This is a genomic window from Emergencia sp. (genome assembly GCF_048465375.1).
GTDB lineage: Bacteria > Bacillota > Clostridia > Peptostreptococcales > Anaerovoracaceae > Senimuribacter.
Genome location: NZ_DBFWLQ010000014.1, coordinates 38,948 through 55,260 on the forward strand (window position 1 = coordinate 38,948; position 16,313 = coordinate 55,260).

Sequence of the window (16,313 nt, forward strand, 5' to 3'; positions counted from 1 at the left end):
ATAGGAGGTAGGCACAAATGGGAATTAAAAAATATAATCCGACTACTCCTGGCTTAAGAGGTATGACAGTTTCTACTTTCGAAGAGATTACTACGAATAAACCGGAGAAATCTCTTACAGAAACTCTAAAGAAACACTCAGGAAGAAATGTCAGAGGTAAGATCACTGTAAGACATAGAGGCGGTGGTACTAGACCAAAGTACAGAATCATCGACTTTAAGAGAAGAAAAGACGACATTCCAGGAACAGTTAAGACAATCGAGTACGATCCAAACAGAAGCGCGAACATCGCATTGATTTTCTACGCTGATGGCGAAAAGAGATATATCATCGCTCCGAACAAACTAAAAGTGGGAGATGTTATCTACTCAGGTCCAGAAGCAGATATCCAGGTTGGAAACGCACTTCCAATTGCCAACATCCCAGTTGGTACAATGATTCACAACATCGAGTTAAAGCCAGGTAAGGGCGGACAGCTTGCAAGATCTGCAGGTAACGGCGCACAGCTGATGGCGAAAGAAGATAAATATGCTCAGGTAAGACTGCCTTCCGGAGAAGTGAGAAAAGTTCTGATCCAGTGTAGAGCAACCGTCGGAGAAGTTGGAAACATCGATCACGCCAACATCCAGATTGGTAAAGCGGGTAGAAAGAGACACATGGGCTGGAGACCTACTGTAAGAGGTTCCGTAATGAACCCTAACGACCATCCACACGGCGGTGGTGAAGGTAGAGCACCAGTTGGACGTAAGAGTCCAGTTACTCCTTGGGGTAAACCTGCTCTTGGCTACAAGACAAGGAAGAAGAACAAAGCTTCCAATCAGTATATCGTAAAGAGAAGAAATGAAAAATAAGGAAGGAGCATAGATAATGGGTAGATCACTTAAAAAAGGTCCTTTCGTAGACGTTAAGCTGTTAAAGGCGATCGAAGCTATGAATGAAGCTAACGAAAAGAAAGTTATCAAGACATGGTCAAGACCATCCACTATATTCCCACAGATGGTGGGTCACACAATTGCAGTCCATGACGGTAGAAAACATGTTCCAGTATATATTACAGAAGACATGGTAGGCCATAAGCTTGGAGAATTCGCTCCAACCAGAACCTACAGAGGCCACGCTGCAGATAAGTCATCAAAAGTTAGATAAGAAAAGGAGATAAAAAATGGAAGCAAAAGCAATTGCAAAATACGTAAGAATGTCTCCTATCAAGCTGAAGCCTGTTACAGATTTAGTAAGAGGTAAGGATTTAAACGAGGCGCTTACAATTCTGAAGTTTACACCTGGTAAAGGTTCAGAAATAATTGAGAAAGTTGTCAAGTCTGCTGCTGCAAATGCAGAAAACAACTTTGACATGAATCCAGATAATTTATACGTTGCAGAAGTATATGCTCATCAAGGCCCTACAATGAAGAGATGGAGAGCCGGTTCACAAGGTAGAGCATCAATCATCCTGAAGAGATCAAGCCACGTTGGCGTAACTCTGAAGGAAAGAGACTAAGATAGGAGGTTCATTGAATGGGTCAGAAAGTAAGTCCACATGGATTGAGAGTGGGCGTAATCAAAGACTGGAACTCAAAGTGGTATGCAGATAAGAACAATTTCGCAGACATGCTGATTGAAGACAATAAAGTCAGAGAATACGTTAAGAAAAAATTATACGCAGCTGGTGTTTCTAAAGTGTTAATTGAAAGAGCAGCTGAGAATAAAATCAGAGTCATCATTTTGACTGGCAGACCTGGTATGGTTATCGGAAGATCCGGAGACGGAATTGACCAGCTGAAGGCTGCGCTGGTGAAAATGACTGGCAAAGAAGTTGAGATTTCCATCGAAGAAGTCAGAAGAACAGAACTTGATGCACAGCTGACAGCTGAAAGCATTGCCCAGGCACTGGAAAGACGTGTATCTTTCAGAAGAGCTATGAAGCAGGCTATCGGCAGAACCATGAAAGCTAACGCAAAAGGTATCAAAGTTCTTTGCTCAGGAAGACTTGGCGGAGCAGAAATCGCTAGAAACGAAAAGTACAGCGAAGGTAACGTTCCTCTCCACACCCTCCGAGCTGACATCGACTATGGATTTGCAGAAGCAGATACGACTTACGGTAAGATCGGTATCAAAGTATGGATCAACCACGGTGAAATCCTCGATAAGGGATTGCAGAGCCCAGTTCGTGAAGAAAAGCGTGACAGGAGAGACAATAGAAAGGGCAGAAAAGACGGCGACAGAAGAAGAAACGATCGCAGAAACAACAATGACAACAGAAGGAACGACAGAAGAAATAACAGAAACGATCGCAATGCCGCGCCTGAAGCTGCACCTGCAGTAAATCCAAGAGTCAGAAAGGCTCCAAAGCAGGAACCGAAAGCAAGCGAACCACAGGTAGAAGCAGCAGCACCAGCTGAAACTGCTGAAACTGAAGCATAAGCACTAGAGAAAGGAGGAACACAGCCATGTTAATGCCAAAGCGCGTTAAACACAGAAGAGTTCACAGAGGTAGAATGAAAGGCGTAGCAACTAAGGGTAACACAATCACTTACGGAGCATACGGCCTTGTAGCACAGGAATGTGGATGGATCACCTCAAATCAGATCGAGGCAGCCAGAATTGCCATGACAAGATCTATCAAAAGAGGTGGTAAAGTATATATCAAAATTTTCCCACACAAGTCAGTAACAAAGAAACCTGCAGAAGTACGTATGGGTTCCGGTAAAGGTGCACCTGAGTACTGGGTAGCAGTTGTAAAACCAGGTAGAGTAATGTTTGAAATTGAGGGTGTAACAGAAGAACAGGCAAGAGAAGCTATGAGACTTGCAAGTCACAAGTTACCAGTCAAATCAAAGTTTGCCATCAAAGAAGAAAAAGCAAAGGGTGGTGAAGCATAATGGAATTGAAAAAGATGAGAGAAATGACAGATGTAGAGCTCACTGCTGAACTGGAGAAGATGAAAAAAGAACTTTTCAATCTGAGATTCCAGCATGTAACAGGACAGCTCGAGAATCCTGTAAAGATGAGAGAAGTTAAGAGAAATATTGCAAGAGTTAAAACTATTATAAGAGAAAAAGAACTTGAAAAGGTTCAGGCTTAATTGAAAGGAGGATGCGCTAATGGCAGTTGAAAGAAATAGAAGAAAGACGAAAGTCGGCATCGTAACAAGCGATAAGATGGATAAGACTGTAGTCGTTGCAATCGAAGACTTCGTAAGACATTCCCTTTATGGTAAAGCTGTAAAAAGAACCAAAAAGGTCAAGGCTCACGATGAGAACAACGAATGCAATATCGGAGATAAAGTTAGAATTATGGAAACAAGACCTCTGTCAAAGGATAAGAGATGGAGACTTGTCAACATCATTGAAAAAGTTAAATAAGGAGGCACCAGATCATGATTCAAACAGAAACAAGATTGAGAGTTGCTGACAATTCAGGTGCAAAAGAACTTTTATGTATCCGTATTCTTGGCGGAACAAGCCGTCAGTACGCGAACATTGGTGATATCATCGTTTGTGCTGTTAAAGAAGCAACACCAGGCGGCGTCGTTAAAAAAGGTGACGTTGTCAAGGCTGTAGTGGTTAGAACAAAGAAGGGTGCCAGAAGAGCAGACGGCAGCTATGTGAAGTTCGACCAGAACGCTGCAGTAATCATTAAAGATAAAGAAGACAAGAGCCCAGTGGGAACACGTATCTTCGGACCTGTTGCTAGGGAGCTCAGAGATAAAGGCTTCATGAAGATTGTGTCATTGGCACCAGAAGTATTATAGGGAGGTGTTGACAGATGCGTATTAAAAAAGACGATACAGTAATTGTAATTACTGGTAAAGATAAGGGCAAGACTGGGAAAGTTCTCAGAGCGATGCCGAAAGAAAACAAGGTTGTCGTTGAAGGCGTAAACGTTCAGACGAAACACCAGAAACAGACTAGAACGGAAAAGGCTGAAATCAAACATATCGAAGGACCGATCGATGCTTCCAATGTTATGTTCTACGACACAAAAACAAAAGAAGCGATCAAAGTTGGTTATAAGATCGACGGCGATAGAAAAGTAAGAGTTAATAGAAAAACAGGAAATGTAATCGACTAAGAAAGGAGGAGACGATTTTGACAGCAAGATTAAGAGAAACTTACAAGAATGAAGTATTCCCAGCTTTAAAAGAAAAGTTCCAGTACGAAAACGTGATGGAAGTACCTAAGCTTGTGAAAGTTACAATAAATATGGGTCTTGGCGAAGCAAAAGAAAACGCAAAGATCATGGAAGTTGCAGTAAAAGAATTAGGCTTGATCAGCGGACAGAGACCGGTTACGACGAAGGCGAAGAAATCTATCGCCAACTTCAAAGTAAGACAGGGTATGCCGGTTGGAGCAAAAGTTACTCTGAGAGGAGATAACATGTATGAATTTGTTGACAAGTTCTTCAATATCTCTCTTCCTAGAGTAAGAGACTTCAAGGGTGTTAGCAAGAACTCCTTTGACGGTAGAGGAAACTACTCCATGGGTGTGAAGGAACAGTTAATCTTCCCTGAAATCAACTATGATGATGTTGACACTATCAAAGGTATGAATATAGTATTTACAACAACGGCTAAGACAGACGAAGAAGCTGCAGCTTTACTGGAACTTCTCGGCATGCCGTTTGAGAAATAAAAAAACTCAAATTAGAAACGGCGTTGCCGCAAGGAAGTTTTTATTTAATTTCCTCGGCCATGCTCGGAAATTATAGGCAGGAGGTTAAAATGGCTAAGACATCTCTCAAAGTAAAGCAGCAGAGAAAACCAAAATACTCAACACGTGCATATTCAAGATGTAGAATCTGTGGAAGACCGCACTCCGTATTAAAGAAATACGGTATTTGCCGTATTTGTTTCAGAGAGCTTGCTTACAAAGGAGAAATCCCTGGCGTAAGAAAAGCTAGCTGGTAAATTTAAGTTAAATCAGTGTGTAGGTCCCTGCAGGGGATACCGCACAAGAGGAAGGAGAAACACTGTAATGACAATGACAGATCCAATAGCAGATATGCTGACAAGAATCAGAAATGCCAATACTGTAGGTCATGAAACAGTTGAGATTCCTGCGTCAAAGATTAAAAAATCCATCGCAGAAATCTTAGTTGAAGAAGGCTACATTAATGGGTTTGATGTTATAGATGATAACAAACAGGGCACTATCAAAGTTCAGATGAAGTATGGTGCTAACAAAGAGAAAGTAATCACTGGAATTAAGAAGATTTCAAAACCGGGACTGAAGGTTTATGCAAAAGCGGGCGATGTTCCTAAAGTATTAGGCGGCCTGGGAATCGCTATCATCTCCACTTCAAAGGGAGTTGTAAGCGACAAGAAAGCTAGACAGCTTGGTGTCGGCGGAGAAGTAATCTGTTATGTATGGTAGGAGGAAATAGAATATGTCAAGAATAGGTAATAGACCTGTGGCACTTCCTGCCGGTGTAGAAGTTGCTGTTGATGCAAACAACGTAGTAACAGTAAAAGGACCGAAGGGTCAGCTGCAGGAACAGGTTAGCAAATTAATCAATATCGAAATCAAAGATAACGAAGTAGTATTCACGAGAGAATCCGATGCGAGAGAATACAGATCACAGCATGGACTGGCAAGAACACTGGTAAGCAACATGGTTGTCGGTGTGACTGACGGCTATGAGAAGAAACTTCAGTTAATCGGCGTAGGTTACAGAGCTGAAAAGAAAGGCGATACATTAGTTATGGGCCTTGGATATTCACACCCTGTAGAAATGAAGGATCCTGAAGGAATTACAACTGAAGTACCTGATGCTACAACAGTTGTAGTAAAAGGAATCAATAAAGCAGTCGTTGGAAACTATGCGGCAAACATCAGAGCTTGGAGAGAACCTGAACCATATAAGGGCAAGGGAATCAAGTATGAGAACGAAGTAATCCGCAGAAAAGAAGGAAAAGCTGGAGCTAAATAAGAAAGGAGTGAAGTAAAATGGCAAAAGAAAGCAGAAACGACAGACGTGTTAAGAGACACGAAAGAGTTAGAAAAAATTTATCTGGAACTCCTGAGAAGCCTAGACTTTGCGTTTTTAGATCAAACAAGAACATTTCTTGCCAGATCATCGACGATGTGAACATGGTTACTTTAGCTTCCGCATCTTCACTTGATAAAGACCTGAAGACCGAAATCGGTTACGGCGGAAACAAGGAAGCTGCAAAGAAAGTTGGAGAAGCTATTGCAAAGAGAGCGCTTGCAAAGGGAATCGAAGTGGTTACTTTTGACAGAGGCGGGTTCCTTTATCACGGAAGAGTTAAGGAATTAGCTGATGGTGCTCGTGAGGGCGGATTAAAATTCTAACAGGAGGAGATAAGGAATGCGTAATATCATTGATGCATCCAAGCTTGACTTAAAAGAAACTATCGTTAATATCAGACGTGTTGCTAAGACTGTTAAGGGCGGTAGAAACATGAGATTCAGCGTAACAGTAGTAGTCGGAGACGGCAACGGATATGTAGGCGTTGGTCTTGGAAAAGCACAGGAAATTCCTGAAGCTGTAAGAAAAGCGACAGAAGATGCAAAGAAGAATTTAATATATGTTCCTACAGTTGGAACAACTATACCACATAGAAACATCGGTATCTTCGGCGCAGGCAGAGTACTTCTCATGCCGGCTGCACAGGGTACTGGAGTAATCGCAGGTTCATCTGTACGTACTGTACTGGAAGCTGCTGGTATCAAAGACGTTAGAGCAAAATCAATCGGTTCAAACAATACAGGCAACATGGCTTATGCAACATTGGAAGGTCTCAGATCACTGATGACTGTCGAAAAGGTTGCGAAGCTGAGAGGAAAATCACCTGAAGAAATCTTAGGATAGGAGGAACACGCAAATGGCTAAAATGTTGAAAATCACTTTGACAAAAAGTACGATTGGCGCTTCCCCTAAACAGAGAAAAGTTGTCGAAGCGTTAGGACTCAAAAAGATGCATCATTCAGTTGAAATGGCTGACACACCTGCGACTCGTGGTGCTGTTGCAAAAGTAGCGCATCTTGTTACTGTAGAAGAACTGTAAGATAGGAGGTGCAAAGTATAATGAAACTGCATGAATTAAGAGCGGCAGAAGGTTCAACCAAGAATCGCAAGAGAAGAGGCCGTGGTACAGCTACTGGACAGGGTAAAACTGGCGGTAGAGGTATGAACGGTCAGAAATCCAGAAGCGGCGGCGGAGTCAGACTCGGCTTCGAAGGTGGACAGATGCCACTATACAGACGTCTTCCAAAGAGAGGATTCACTAATATCTTTGGAACAGAATATACGACAATCAACGTAAAAGATCTTGATAGATTTGAAGCAGGTACTGTAGTTACACCAGAACTGCTGGAAGAAGCAGGCCTGGTAAAACAGGTGAAAGACGGAATTAAAGTTCTGGGCGATGGAGCTATTAAAAACAGCCTGACAGTAAAAGCTCACAAATTTACAAAATCTGCGGTTGAAAAAATTGAAGCTGCTGGAGGAAAGGCAGAGGTGATCTAAGATGGAGATGCTTAAGACTATTTCGCAGGCATTTAAAGTCGCCGAAATAAGAAGTAAGATCATTTTCACCTTATTGATGCTGGTAGTATTCAGAATCGGATCCAACATTCCTGTACCGGGAATCAATAGATCTGCATTGGCCCAGGTGTTTGCTGGCGATACAGGACTCTTCGACTTGTTCGATCTGTTCTCTGGAGGTGCTTTCAGTAACTTCACCATATTCGCTTTGAGCATTACACCATATATTACTGCTTCCATCATTATTCAGCTTTTGACCATCGCTTTCCCTTATTTCGAAAGACTGGCAAAAGAGGGACAGGAAGGAAGAAAGAAGATGGCACAGATTACTCGTTATCTGACCATCATCTTGGCAGTAGTTCAGGCGTTAGGCCTTACTGTTGGTCTGTTCAGACAGGCAGTCGTCGACAAGACTTGGTTCTCGTTTATCGTAATCATTTTGGTATTGACAGCTGGTACTGCATTCCTGATGTGGTTAGGTGAACAGATTAACGAAAAAGGTATCGGTAATGGTATTTCACTGATCATCTTTGGTGGTATCGTTGCGAGAATCCCGAGTGGACTCCGCAGCCTGTGGACACAGTACTCTGATGGAACACTTTCAATCATCACTTTGATACTGTTTGCAGTATTTGCAATCGTGGTAATCTTGGGTGTTATTGAGGTTCAGCAGGGAACGAGAAGAATACCGGTTCAGTATGCAAAGAGAGTTGTTGGAAGAAAGATGTATGGCGGTCAGTCTACACATATTCCTCTGAAAGTAAATCAGGCTGGAGTTATTCCTGTCATCTTCGCACTGTCCATCCTTCAGTTCCCACTGACAATCACATACTTCTTCCCTGGTTCAGGTTTCACCGACTTTGTTACAAAGTGGCTGTCTCCTGCAGGAAATCCTGGAGTATGGGTATATGCGGTACTGAACGTATTGCTGATTATCTTCTTCAACTATTTCTACACAGCGGTTACATTCAATCCGGTGGAAGTAGCGCAGAACATGAAAGCAAACGGTGGATTTATCCCAGGTATCAGACCGGGAAAAGCTACAATTGAATATCTTAACAAAGTTATGTCAAGAATCTCATTTGTAGGTGCAATCTTCCTGGCTATCATCGCAACTATGCCTACACTGGTCAGCCAATTTTCTGGGCTGGACATGAGATTTGGAGGTACTTCCCTTCTGATCGCGGTGGGCGTTGCACTTGACACAATGAAACAACTGGAAAATCAGATGGTTATGAGAAACTATCAAGGATTTCTAAAATAGAGGAGATGAGCAAATGCTTAGAACAGTTTTGTTAGGCCCTCCAGGCGCTGGTAAGGGTACACAGGCAGTAAGAATCGTGGAAAAGTACGATATTCCACATATTTCAACTGGCGACATATTTAGAGAAAACATCAAAAACGGAACCGAACTCGGTAAAAAGGCACAGGAATATATGAACAAAGGTGAATTAGTTCCAGATGATTTAGTCATCGATCTCGCCACTTCAAGACTTCTTGAAGACGACTGCAAGAACGGATTTTTGTTAGATGGTTTCCCAAGAACCGTTTATCAAGCAGAAAAGCTGGATGAGTTTTTAACAGCGCACGGCATGAAGCTGGATAAGGTGATTGATATCGAAGTTGAAAAGGAAGAATTGATTACAAGACTGACAGGAAGAAGAGTCTGCAAAAAATGCGGTGCTTCCTACCACGTTGTGAATATTCCTCCTAAAAAAGAAGGCATTTGTGATATCTGCGGAGGCGAGTTATTCCAAAGAGACGATGATACTGTTGAAACTGTTGAAAACAGAATTGAAGTCTACAACGAACAGACTATGCCACTTGTGGACTATTATAAAAAGGCAGACAATATTGTTACCATTGACGGTGCACTTCCACTTGAGACAGTGTTTGCTGAGATAGTAAAATCTATAGGTGAATAGCATGATCATCATCAAATCGAAGCAGGAAATTGACATGATGAGAACGGCCGGCAAGGTGAACAGCTTGATTCTGAGAGAACTTAAGAATATCATAAAGCCAGGTATTTCCACTATGGACATCGATGAATTCGTTGAGAAGACGGTGAAGGAGCACGGGATGATTGCATCCGAGAAAGGTTATTGCGATTATCCTGCCAGTGCTTGCGTTTCTGTTAATGAAGAAGTCGTTCATGGCATTCCGAGCAAAAAACGGATTTTGCAGGAAGGAGATATCGTCAGTGTCGATTTGGTTGTCGAGTATAAAGGCTATATGGCTGACGCCGCAAGGACTTATGGCGTCGGCGAAATCAGCCCGAAAGCAAAACACTTGATTGATACTGCTGAAGCCGCCTTTTTTGAAGGGATAAAATTTGCGAGGGAAGGATATCGCCTCTATGATATCTCACACGCAATTCAGCAGAAGGTTGAGGGAGAAGGATTTGGCGTCATCAGAGATTTTGTCGGTCATGGGATCGGCAGCGAGATGCACGAAGAACCACAGATCCCCAACTATGGTAAAGCTGGAAAGGGACCAAGACTTCAGACTGGTATGACATTGGCTATTGAACCGATGATCGTAGAAGGCGCTTATGAAGTAGATGTCTTGCAGGATGACTGGACTGTCGTCACAGTAGACGGCGGTTTAGCAGCGCATTATGAAAATACTGTTGTAATCAATGATGGTGAGCCAGAGCTGCTTACCCTATAGTAAAGAGAGGTGTAATTAATGGCGAAAAAAGACGTCATCGAAGCAATGGGAACCGTTGTGGATGCTCAACCAAACGCAATGTTCAAGGTAAAACTTGAAAACGGTTTTGAAGTGCTTGCACACATTTCAGGAAAAATAAGAATGAACTATATAAGGATTCTTCCAGGCGATAAGGTAAAAGTTGAACTTTCACCTTACGACTTGACCAGAGGAAGAATTATATGGAGAGATAAATAATGGAGGAACAGAAATGAAAGTTAGAGCTTCCGTAAAACCGATCTGTGAAAAGTGCAAAGTAATCAAAAGAAACGGAAAAGTAATGGTTATCTGTGAAAATCCGAAGCACAAACAGAGACAAGGTTAATTAGTTAGTAAAACGGACTGCGAGACCAGGACCGCAGAACCCATTTAAATTATTGCATATGCAGAACGCCTGTCTATATCACTCCTGGAAACGTGACGGAAGATAGGAGAAGGAGGAAACGTATGGCTCGTATAGCCGGTGTCGACTTACCAAGAGAGAAAAGAGTAGAAATTGGTTTAACCTATATTTTTGGTATCGGTAGACCAACATCACTAGCAATCCTTGAAAAGGCAGGAGTAAATCCTGATACTAGAGTGAAAGACTTGACAGAGGATGAAGCTGGTAAAATCAGAAAGATTATCGACGAAGATTACCTCGTAGAAGGAGATCTGAGAAGAGAAGTTTCCATGAACATCAAGAGACTCATGGAAATCGGAAGCTACAGAGGAATTAGACATAGAAGAGGCCTTCCAGTAAGAGGTCAGAAGACAAAGACAAACGCTAGAACTCGTAAAGGTCCTAAAAAGACTGTAGGAAGAAAAAAGAAATAAGAAGGAGGTAGGAAACAATGGCTAAGACTGTAAAGAAGACAGTTAGAAAAAAGAAAAGAGAACGTAAAAACATTGAAAAAGGCCAGGCACATATCCAATCCACCTTTAACAATACTTTAGTTACTCTTACAGATATGAGTGGAAACGCACTTTCATGGTCAAGTGCAGGATCCTTAGGATTCAAGGGTTCCAAGAAATCTACACCATTTGCTGCACAGATGGCTGCTGAAGAAGCAACAAAAGCTGCTATGGAGCATGGTTTAAAGACAGTTGAAGTTTATGTAAAAGGTCCGGGATCCGGAAGAGAAGCTGCCATCAGAGCACTTCAGGCTGCTGGTCTTGAAATCACTATGATTAAAGACATTACGCCAATTCCACATAATGGATGCAGACCGCCAAAAAGAAGAAGAGTCTAATTGAAAGGAGGAGTAATATAAAATGGCAAGATATACAGATGCTAACTGCAGATTATGCAGAAGAGAAGGCCAAAAGCTTTTCTTAAAGGGTGAAAGATGCTATAGCAGCAAATGCGCTATCGAAAAGAGAAATTACGCTCCTGGACAGCACGGTCAGGCTAGAAAGAAGACTTCCGACTACGGACTGCAGCTGAGAGAAAAGCAGAAGACAAAGAGATTTTATGGAATGCAGGAAAAGCAGTTCAGAAATTTGTTTGATAAAGCAGAGAGAAGACAGGGTAAGACAGGTGATAACTTACTTATCTTATTAGAGACAAGACTGGACAATGCTGTTTACAGACTTGGATTTGCTTCCTCAAGAAAAGAAGCAAGACAGCTTGTTGTGCACGGTCACTTTACTGTTAACGGAAAGAAAGCAACAGCTCCAGCGATGGAACTGAAGGCTGGAGACGTGATCAAAGTAAAAGAAAAGAGCACAAACTCACCGAAGTTCAAAGAAATCAAAGAAATGTCAATCACAGTACCTTCATGGTTGGCAGTAGATGTTGAAAAACTAGAAGGTAAAGTTGTTGCTATGCCAAGAAGAGAGGACATCGATACTCCTGTTGCAGAGCACTTAATCGTCGAATTGTACTCCAAATAATATAGCGGCGTGAAACCGGTATTACTTGGAAGAAGAAGGAGGGTTTTTTAGTGATAGAAATCGAAAAACCAACAATAACTAAATTTGTGGATGAAGACGGTACCTATGGCAAATTTGTCGTAGAACCTCTTGAAAGAGGTTATGGTACGACTCTTGGAAACTGCATGAGGAGAATCCTGCTCAGTTCACTACCAGGGGCCGCTGTAACATCTGTAAAAATCGACGGAATACTTCACGAGTTTTCAACTATACCAGGTGTCAAAGAAGACGTAACAGAAATCATCTTAAACTTAAAGAAACTTGCTGTAAGGCTGAATGGCGAGAACACGAAGAGAGTGATTATCAATGCAGTAGGACCAAAAGAGGTCACTGCTGCTGATATCATCGGCGATTCGGAGATGGAGATTTTTAATCCGGAACTACACATCGCAACTCTTGAGGAGAACGCTACCCTTGTTATGGAAATTAACCTCGCCAGAGGCAGAGGCTATGTGCCAGCTGACCAGAACAAGACGGAGAGCACCCCGATTTCAGTGATTCCAGTTGACTCAATCTATACACCAGTGAGAAAAGTTAACTATACAGTAGAGAATACGAGAGTTGGTCAGGTAACTGACTTTGATAGATTAAATCTTGAAATCTGGACTGACGGATCAATCACACCAGAAGAAGGCGTATCAATTGGAGCAAAGATTATGCAGGAGCATCTGAATCTCTTTATCCAGCTTGATGACTCCACTGACGGAATGGAAATCATGGTTGAGAAGGAAGAAGACCAGAAAGAAAAAGCTCTGGAGATGACAATTGAAGAATTAGAACTTTCCGTTCGTTCTTTCAACTGTCTGAAGAGAGCAGCTATCAACACTGTCGAAGAATTGACAGAGCGTAGCGAAGAGGATATGATGAAGGTTAGAAACCTTGGTAAGAAATCTCTTGACGAAGTTAAAGCAAAATTAGAAGAACTGGGACTTGGACTAAAACCTAGTGACGATTAAGTACAGAAAGGAGAATTGATATGCCAGGATATAGAAAACTGGGCAGACCGACTGCTCACAGAAAAGCAATGCTGAGAAATCTGGTCACTGACTTACTCAGAGACGGAAGAATCTCAACAACTGACTGCAGAGCGAAGGAAGCCAGAAGAGAAGCAGAAAAGATGATTACTCTTGCAAAACGTGGCGATCTTCACGCAAGAAGACAGGTATTGGCTTACGTTTATGATGAAGACGTAGTTTCAAAGTTATTCGATGAAATAGCTCCTAAGTATGCTGATAGAAATGGTGGATATACAAGAATTTTGAAGTTAGGACCTAGAAGAGGCGATAACGCTGAGGTCGTATTCTTGGAATTAGTATAGAAAGTCAGATGAATACCCCCTGTGGACTGCTAAAAGCAGCACACAGGGGGTTTTTGCGTTCAATGAAGACTTCCCTCATCGGAGAAAGTTCCACGCCTCCGGAGGAAAATAGTTGACATTTATACAAGGAGGTGCTATATTGAATTTAGATATATCGAATATAGATACAAAAGAGTTTGAGGTGATAACATCATTGGACCGAAGGCAAATGAAAGAGGTGATCCCATGAATTATAAAATTGAGCTATGGAAATACAGCCCGCTGAACACTGCAGCTTGGGAGAAAAAGTTGAATGAGCGGGCAAAGCAGGGCTGGCGATTCTGTGCAAAGAGTGTGATACCACCTCAATTTGCCCTTTTTAAAAGGTCAGAGAACAGAGGGACGAGATATACCGTAGACTTCTATAAAAGCAAATCGCTAGGTTATGAGTACGAGGAAGACCTCGCTGGATTTATTGATTTCTATCAACAGTTGGGATGGAAACTGATTTATAAGGATAGAGACGGATACTATATCTTTGAAGGCGATGAAGGAGCTGATCTGCCGCCGGCCTATCAGAGCGAAGAAGAACGGAGGGTGCAAGGCCGGATTCATATCGGCATTGGAAATGATGTGTTGTGTCTTCTCACGATTGCGTTTTTGGGCGCTTTTTGGATAATAGAAGATGTTTTTCCCCTGCTGCTGAATACTAGATTACTGATACCAGTCACGGGGCTCTTTCTTTTGAGCATAATGAGGTCCATGATAAATATCGTCTATGTGAAAGGCCGGGGGAGTGTAAAACTAATAAAGGCACAGGATTTACAGAACCGGCTGTGCGGAATATTTGTTTTTATTATGCTTGCATATAGCATGGTTTTGTCGGCGAAGATGATTGCTCTGGGCGAATTTACGGAAGCCTGGAATCTTGCAGTCGGAGATCTGTATTATCGGCTGTTACTGATTTTGATGCCGATGGCAGTACCATTTTTCTTGTTGGGGCAGATATTGACCTTGATCGCGAAGAGACTGCTGCTCGGAGATATTTTTTATGCTATGGCATTCATTTGTGCTGCTGAGGCATTTGGCATATAGAAAACAGACGAACCTCAGTCTGTAGTGCCGGGATCCGGTTAACCTGAAAAGCTTTTGGACTATGCCAGGAGCTTTTTTTAGTTGCTTTTGGTACTTTAAATGTCAGTATATTTCCAGTAGACTGCCATTACAGCAGACTTTAACTTGATGTTTACATTGGCAATCAGCTTCTGTGAGAAAAGAGACTGCCAGAGGCAGTAAGGTCTATAGAGTATAAATTTTGATGAGGTGAAAGCTATGTTGGTTTTAAGAAATGCACGTTTGATTCCGGAATTGACGGAAGACTACGGGGAGCGCTATGGCGATGTTGTTATTGATGGAGGACTGATTCAGGAAATCAGACCAGCGAAAAGTGTTTCTGCATCTGAGGACAGTCTCGTAGATATGACTGGAAAGACTTTGATGCCAGGGTTAATCGAAGCCCACCTTCATCTAGACCTTTGCGGCAAAAACACCTTTGAAGAAAATGTGGAAGCGGATTCCTATCGCATCATGCGTTGTCTGCGCTTAGCACAAGAAAATTTGAAACAGGGATATACAACGATTCGCGATGTTGGTGATAGAAGTAATATCACCATCGGTATGGCAAAAGCCATAAATGAAGGTATGATTATGGGACCGGATATTTTGACTAGCGGAATGATTATCTCCCCAACAGAAATGGGAAATGATTACTTTGGCGATATGTACGCGGAGGCAAATTCCCCCTGCGAGTTCACAAAAGCTGTCCGAAGGCAGTATCAGCTGGGAGCGGACTGGATCAAGATTATGGGAACTGGTGCAGTCATGAATCCGGGAGGCGAACCCGGAATGCCAATCATCTATGAGGAAGAACTGCAGGCGGCAGTGAGGGCGGCTGACTATGTCGGGCTCCCTGTGGCGGTACACTGCCATGGCACTGAGGCGATTAAAATGTGTATACGCAGCGGCGTAAGAACTGTAGAACACTCGTCCATTATGGATGAAGAATGTATTAGAATGTATAAGAGTTCTGAGACATCTTTCCCAATGCCTACGTTATCCCCGATGGTGAATTTTCTCGAATTTCCTGAGGACAAGCCGGTCCATTATATAGAAAAAGCGAAAAAAATGATTGATATTCTGATAGAGGGGCAGCGTGCGTGCAAAGAGAGTGGAATCAAAATCGGTTGGGCGACCGACGCGGGGGTTTACGAAGGAAGCCATGGCAATGGAATTTACGAATTCCGTGCAAGGGTGAACTTAGTAGGATTCACGCCATTGGAGACGTTGATTCAAGCGACAAAGAACAATGCAGAGATTTTAATGATTGACGATAAAGTAGGAACCATAAAGTGCGGGAAACGTGCCAACCTTGTTGCCTTTGATGGGAACCCAGATGAAACCATTGAAGCTCTCAGCAATGTTGCGCTGGTCCTCAAAGCCGGTAAAATCGTGCGGGGTCACTTACTCTAAACACGATTACAAGATATATCCAATATTTGTCGAAAAAGGTCAAAAAACAGTTGACATATGGTAAAATGAATGATAATATATTAAAGCTGTCTCAATTACAGCGCGTCAACAAAACCTGGGGACAGGAAAAAAGCGTTGACAAGCACAACATGAGATGGTATAATATACAAGCTATCAACTTATCCCGTCAATGTGTTTTTTATAAATGAATAAAAAAGCACTTGACAAAGAAGGGTAAAGATGGTAGAATAATCAAGCTGTCAGAGAGCGGCGGCAGGCACGGGCGAGAAAAAGCCGGAAGAAAGTGCTTGACAGAGCAGCCTCGGAGTGATATAATAATCAAGCTGTCTTATGG

General features: G+C 42.3%; 29 protein-coding genes. All 29 read left to right on the top strand.

Annotated features, from left to right (window positions below; all coding sequences use genetic code 11):
* Window positions 1–17: 17 nt before the first annotated feature.
* The 29 genes from rplB to ACMQ5W_RS11135 all read left to right on the top strand — a co-directional run bounded on the left by rplB (window position 18) and on the right by ACMQ5W_RS11135 (window position 15,958).
* On the top strand, window positions 18–851 hold the full coding sequence (gene rplB / locus ACMQ5W_RS10995; RefSeq protein WP_419025220.1) for a 50S ribosomal protein L2: 834 nt from the start codon (window positions 18–20) through the stop codon (window positions 849–851).
* Window positions 852–867: 16 nt separating this feature from the next.
* On the top strand, window positions 868–1,146 hold the full coding sequence (rpsS, locus tag ACMQ5W_RS11000) for a 30S ribosomal protein S19 (RefSeq protein WP_067532835.1): 279 nt from the start codon (window positions 868–870) through the stop codon (window positions 1,144–1,146).
* A gap of 16 nt (window positions 1,147–1,162) precedes the next feature.
* On the top strand, window positions 1,163–1,498 hold the full coding sequence (rplV, locus tag ACMQ5W_RS11005) for a 50S ribosomal protein L22 (protein WP_148494042.1): 336 nt from the start codon (window positions 1,163–1,165) through the stop codon (window positions 1,496–1,498).
* Window positions 1,499–1,515: 17 nt separating this feature from the next.
* Window positions 1,516–2,421: a 30S ribosomal protein S3 gene (gene rpsC / locus ACMQ5W_RS11010; RefSeq protein WP_148494043.1), complete on the top strand. Its 906-nt coding sequence runs from the start codon at window positions 1,516–1,518 to the stop codon at window positions 2,419–2,421.
* A 26-nt stretch (window positions 2,422–2,447) separates the two neighbouring features.
* Window positions 2,448–2,879, top strand: a complete 432-nt coding sequence (rplP, locus tag ACMQ5W_RS11015) for a 50S ribosomal protein L16 (RefSeq protein WP_148494044.1) — start codon at window positions 2,448–2,450, stop codon at window positions 2,877–2,879.
* A gap of 14 nt (window positions 2,880–2,893) precedes the next feature.
* On the top strand, window positions 2,894–3,082 hold the full coding sequence (gene rpmC, locus ACMQ5W_RS11020) for a 50S ribosomal protein L29 (protein WP_419025226.1): 189 nt from the start codon (window positions 2,894–2,896) through the stop codon (window positions 3,080–3,082).
* 19 nt (window positions 3,083–3,101) lie between these two features.
* Window positions 3,102–3,362: a 30S ribosomal protein S17 gene (gene rpsQ, locus ACMQ5W_RS11025; RefSeq protein WP_067532820.1), complete on the top strand. Its 261-nt coding sequence runs from the start codon at window positions 3,102–3,104 to the stop codon at window positions 3,360–3,362.
* Between the two features lie 14 nt (window positions 3,363–3,376).
* Window positions 3,377–3,751, top strand: coding sequence for a 50S ribosomal protein L14 (rplN, locus tag ACMQ5W_RS11030; RefSeq protein WP_067532818.1), 375 nt, complete (start codon window positions 3,377–3,379; stop codon window positions 3,749–3,751).
* 14 nt (window positions 3,752–3,765) lie between these two features.
* Window positions 3,766–4,071, top strand: a complete 306-nt coding sequence (gene rplX / locus ACMQ5W_RS11035; protein ID WP_419025221.1) for a 50S ribosomal protein L24 — start codon at window positions 3,766–3,768, stop codon at window positions 4,069–4,071.
* Window positions 4,072–4,088: 17 nt separating this feature from the next.
* Window positions 4,089–4,631: a 50S ribosomal protein L5 gene (gene rplE / locus ACMQ5W_RS11040; protein WP_148494047.1), complete on the top strand. Its 543-nt coding sequence runs from the start codon at window positions 4,089–4,091 to the stop codon at window positions 4,629–4,631.
* An 89-nt stretch (window positions 4,632–4,720) separates the two neighbouring features.
* Window positions 4,721–4,906, top strand: coding sequence for a type Z 30S ribosomal protein S14 (locus ACMQ5W_RS11045; protein WP_148494048.1), 186 nt, complete (start codon window positions 4,721–4,723; stop codon window positions 4,904–4,906).
* 67 nt (window positions 4,907–4,973) lie between these two features.
* A complete protein-coding gene (gene rpsH / locus ACMQ5W_RS11050) occupies window positions 4,974–5,372 on the top strand; it encodes a 30S ribosomal protein S8 (RefSeq protein WP_148494049.1) in 399 nt (132 codons plus the stop codon).
* Window positions 5,373–5,385: 13 nt separating this feature from the next.
* The gene (gene rplF, locus ACMQ5W_RS11055; RefSeq protein WP_419025222.1) at window positions 5,386–5,928 is read left to right on the top strand and encodes a 50S ribosomal protein L6; all 543 of its coding nucleotides are present in this window, start codon (window positions 5,386–5,388) and stop codon (window positions 5,926–5,928) included.
* Window positions 5,929–5,945: 17 nt separating this feature from the next.
* The gene (rplR, locus tag ACMQ5W_RS11060) at window positions 5,946–6,311 is read left to right on the top strand and encodes a 50S ribosomal protein L18 (protein ID WP_148494051.1); all 366 of its coding nucleotides are present in this window, start codon (window positions 5,946–5,948) and stop codon (window positions 6,309–6,311) included.
* Between the two features lie 16 nt (window positions 6,312–6,327).
* Window positions 6,328–6,831 carry a 30S ribosomal protein S5 gene (rpsE, locus tag ACMQ5W_RS11065; RefSeq protein ID WP_148494052.1) on the top strand — a complete coding sequence of 168 codons (504 nt, stop codon included), beginning with the start codon at window positions 6,328–6,330 and terminating at the stop codon, window positions 6,829–6,831.
* Between the two features lie 13 nt (window positions 6,832–6,844).
* Window positions 6,845–7,027: a 50S ribosomal protein L30 gene (gene rpmD, locus ACMQ5W_RS11070; protein WP_148494053.1), complete on the top strand. Its 183-nt coding sequence runs from the start codon at window positions 6,845–6,847 to the stop codon at window positions 7,025–7,027.
* A 20-nt stretch (window positions 7,028–7,047) separates the two neighbouring features.
* Window positions 7,048–7,488 (top strand): 50S ribosomal protein L15, encoded by a 441-nt coding sequence (rplO, locus tag ACMQ5W_RS11075; RefSeq protein ID WP_148494054.1) that lies wholly within the window; start codon window positions 7,048–7,050, stop codon window positions 7,486–7,488.
* 7 nt (window positions 7,489–7,495) lie between these two features.
* Entirely contained in the window at window positions 7,496–8,770 is a 1,275-nt protein-coding gene (gene secY / locus ACMQ5W_RS11080; RefSeq protein ID WP_419025227.1) for a preprotein translocase subunit SecY, read from the top strand.
* Window positions 8,771–8,783: 13 nt separating this feature from the next.
* Window positions 8,784–9,431, top strand: coding sequence for an adenylate kinase (locus tag ACMQ5W_RS11085; protein ID WP_419025223.1), 648 nt, complete (start codon window positions 8,784–8,786; stop codon window positions 9,429–9,431).
* Window position 9,432: 1 nt separating this feature from the next.
* Window positions 9,433–10,179: a type I methionyl aminopeptidase gene (gene map, locus ACMQ5W_RS11090; RefSeq protein WP_148494056.1), complete on the top strand. Its 747-nt coding sequence runs from the start codon at window positions 9,433–9,435 to the stop codon at window positions 10,177–10,179.
* A gap of 18 nt (window positions 10,180–10,197) precedes the next feature.
* Window positions 10,198–10,416, top strand: a complete 219-nt coding sequence (infA, locus tag ACMQ5W_RS11095) for a translation initiation factor IF-1 (RefSeq protein WP_067532786.1) — start codon at window positions 10,198–10,200, stop codon at window positions 10,414–10,416.
* Between the two features lie 13 nt (window positions 10,417–10,429).
* Window positions 10,430–10,543, top strand: coding sequence for a 50S ribosomal protein L36 (rpmJ, locus tag ACMQ5W_RS11100; protein ID WP_022155406.1), 114 nt, complete (start codon window positions 10,430–10,432; stop codon window positions 10,541–10,543).
* Between the two features lie 122 nt (window positions 10,544–10,665).
* Window positions 10,666–11,034, top strand: coding sequence for a 30S ribosomal protein S13 (gene rpsM, locus ACMQ5W_RS11105; protein WP_067532782.1), 369 nt, complete (start codon window positions 10,666–10,668; stop codon window positions 11,032–11,034).
* 17 nt (window positions 11,035–11,051) lie between these two features.
* Complete coding sequence (rpsK, locus tag ACMQ5W_RS11110; protein ID WP_067532779.1) at window positions 11,052–11,450, top strand: 30S ribosomal protein S11; 399 nt, start codon at window positions 11,052–11,054, stop codon at window positions 11,448–11,450.
* A 22-nt stretch (window positions 11,451–11,472) separates the two neighbouring features.
* Entirely contained in the window at window positions 11,473–12,093 is a 621-nt protein-coding gene (gene rpsD / locus ACMQ5W_RS11115; protein ID WP_148494057.1) for a 30S ribosomal protein S4, read from the top strand.
* A gap of 50 nt (window positions 12,094–12,143) precedes the next feature.
* Window positions 12,144–13,088, top strand: coding sequence for a DNA-directed RNA polymerase subunit alpha (locus ACMQ5W_RS11120; protein ID WP_067532774.1), 945 nt, complete (start codon window positions 12,144–12,146; stop codon window positions 13,086–13,088).
* Between the two features lie 20 nt (window positions 13,089–13,108).
* The gene (gene rplQ, locus ACMQ5W_RS11125) at window positions 13,109–13,450 is read left to right on the top strand and encodes a 50S ribosomal protein L17 (RefSeq protein ID WP_067532771.1); all 342 of its coding nucleotides are present in this window, start codon (window positions 13,109–13,111) and stop codon (window positions 13,448–13,450) included.
* 225 nt (window positions 13,451–13,675) lie between these two features.
* The gene (locus ACMQ5W_RS11130) at window positions 13,676–14,524 is read left to right on the top strand and encodes a DUF2812 domain-containing protein (protein WP_419025224.1); all 849 of its coding nucleotides are present in this window, start codon (window positions 13,676–13,678) and stop codon (window positions 14,522–14,524) included.
* 237 nt (window positions 14,525–14,761) lie between these two features.
* On the top strand, window positions 14,762–15,958 hold the full coding sequence (locus ACMQ5W_RS11135; protein WP_419025225.1) for an amidohydrolase family protein: 1,197 nt from the start codon (window positions 14,762–14,764) through the stop codon (window positions 15,956–15,958).
* Window positions 15,959–16,313: the final 355 nt, after the last annotated feature.

Excerpts from the sequence above, each read along its gene's own strand:
- rplP (WP_148494044.1), top strand. The coding sequence starts at position 2,448 with ATGTTAATGCCAAAGCGCGTTAAACACAGAAGAGTTCACAGAGGTAGA.
- rpsE (WP_148494052.1), top strand. The coding sequence starts at position 6,328 with ATGCGTAATATCATTGATGCATCCAAGCTTGACTTAAAAGAAACTATC.
- rpsQ (WP_067532820.1), top strand. The coding sequence starts at position 3,102 with ATGGCAGTTGAAAGAAATAGAAGAAAGACGAAAGTCGGCATCGTAACA.
- rplR (WP_148494051.1), top strand. The coding sequence starts at position 5,946 with ATGGCAAAAGAAAGCAGAAACGACAGACGTGTTAAGAGACACGAAAGA.
- rpmJ (WP_022155406.1), top strand. The coding sequence starts at position 10,430 with ATGAAAGTTAGAGCTTCCGTAAAACCGATCTGTGAAAAGTGCAAAGTA.
- rpsS (WP_067532835.1), top strand. The coding sequence starts at position 868 with ATGGGTAGATCACTTAAAAAAGGTCCTTTCGTAGACGTTAAGCTGTTA.
- ACMQ5W_RS11135 (WP_419025225.1), top strand. The coding sequence starts at position 14,762 with ATGTTGGTTTTAAGAAATGCACGTTTGATTCCGGAATTGACGGAAGAC.
- map (WP_148494056.1), top strand. The coding sequence starts at position 9,433 with ATGATCATCATCAAATCGAAGCAGGAAATTGACATGATGAGAACGGCC.
- rpsK (WP_067532779.1), top strand. The coding sequence starts at position 11,052 with ATGGCTAAGACTGTAAAGAAGACAGTTAGAAAAAAGAAAAGAGAACGT.
- infA (WP_067532786.1), top strand. The coding sequence starts at position 10,198 with ATGGCGAAAAAAGACGTCATCGAAGCAATGGGAACCGTTGTGGATGCT.
- rpsC (WP_148494043.1), top strand. The coding sequence starts at position 1,516 with ATGGGTCAGAAAGTAAGTCCACATGGATTGAGAGTGGGCGTAATCAAA.
- rplB (WP_419025220.1), top strand. The coding sequence starts at position 18 with ATGGGAATTAAAAAATATAATCCGACTACTCCTGGCTTAAGAGGTATG.
- rplX (WP_419025221.1), top strand. The coding sequence starts at position 3,766 with ATGCGTATTAAAAAAGACGATACAGTAATTGTAATTACTGGTAAAGAT.
- secY (WP_419025227.1), top strand. The coding sequence starts at position 7,496 with ATGCTTAAGACTATTTCGCAGGCATTTAAAGTCGCCGAAATAAGAAGT.
- rpsD (WP_148494057.1), top strand. The coding sequence starts at position 11,473 with ATGGCAAGATATACAGATGCTAACTGCAGATTATGCAGAAGAGAAGGC.
- rpsM (WP_067532782.1), top strand. The coding sequence starts at position 10,666 with ATGGCTCGTATAGCCGGTGTCGACTTACCAAGAGAGAAAAGAGTAGAA.
- ACMQ5W_RS11085 (WP_419025223.1), top strand. The coding sequence starts at position 8,784 with ATGCTTAGAACAGTTTTGTTAGGCCCTCCAGGCGCTGGTAAGGGTACA.
- rplV (WP_148494042.1), top strand. The coding sequence starts at position 1,163 with ATGGAAGCAAAAGCAATTGCAAAATACGTAAGAATGTCTCCTATCAAG.
- rpsH (WP_148494049.1), top strand. The coding sequence starts at position 4,974 with ATGACAATGACAGATCCAATAGCAGATATGCTGACAAGAATCAGAAAT.
- rpmD (WP_148494053.1), top strand. The coding sequence starts at position 6,845 with ATGGCTAAAATGTTGAAAATCACTTTGACAAAAAGTACGATTGGCGCT.
- ACMQ5W_RS11045 (WP_148494048.1), top strand. The coding sequence starts at position 4,721 with ATGGCTAAGACATCTCTCAAAGTAAAGCAGCAGAGAAAACCAAAATAC.
- rpmC (WP_419025226.1), top strand. The coding sequence starts at position 2,894 with ATGAGAGAAATGACAGATGTAGAGCTCACTGCTGAACTGGAGAAGATG.
- ACMQ5W_RS11130 (WP_419025224.1), top strand. The coding sequence starts at position 13,676 with ATGAATTATAAAATTGAGCTATGGAAATACAGCCCGCTGAACACTGCA.
- rplN (WP_067532818.1), top strand. The coding sequence starts at position 3,377 with ATGATTCAAACAGAAACAAGATTGAGAGTTGCTGACAATTCAGGTGCA.
- rplO (WP_148494054.1), top strand. The coding sequence starts at position 7,048 with ATGAAACTGCATGAATTAAGAGCGGCAGAAGGTTCAACCAAGAATCGC.
- rplQ (WP_067532771.1), top strand. The coding sequence starts at position 13,109 with ATGCCAGGATATAGAAAACTGGGCAGACCGACTGCTCACAGAAAAGCA.
- rplF (WP_419025222.1), top strand. The coding sequence starts at position 5,386 with ATGTCAAGAATAGGTAATAGACCTGTGGCACTTCCTGCCGGTGTAGAA.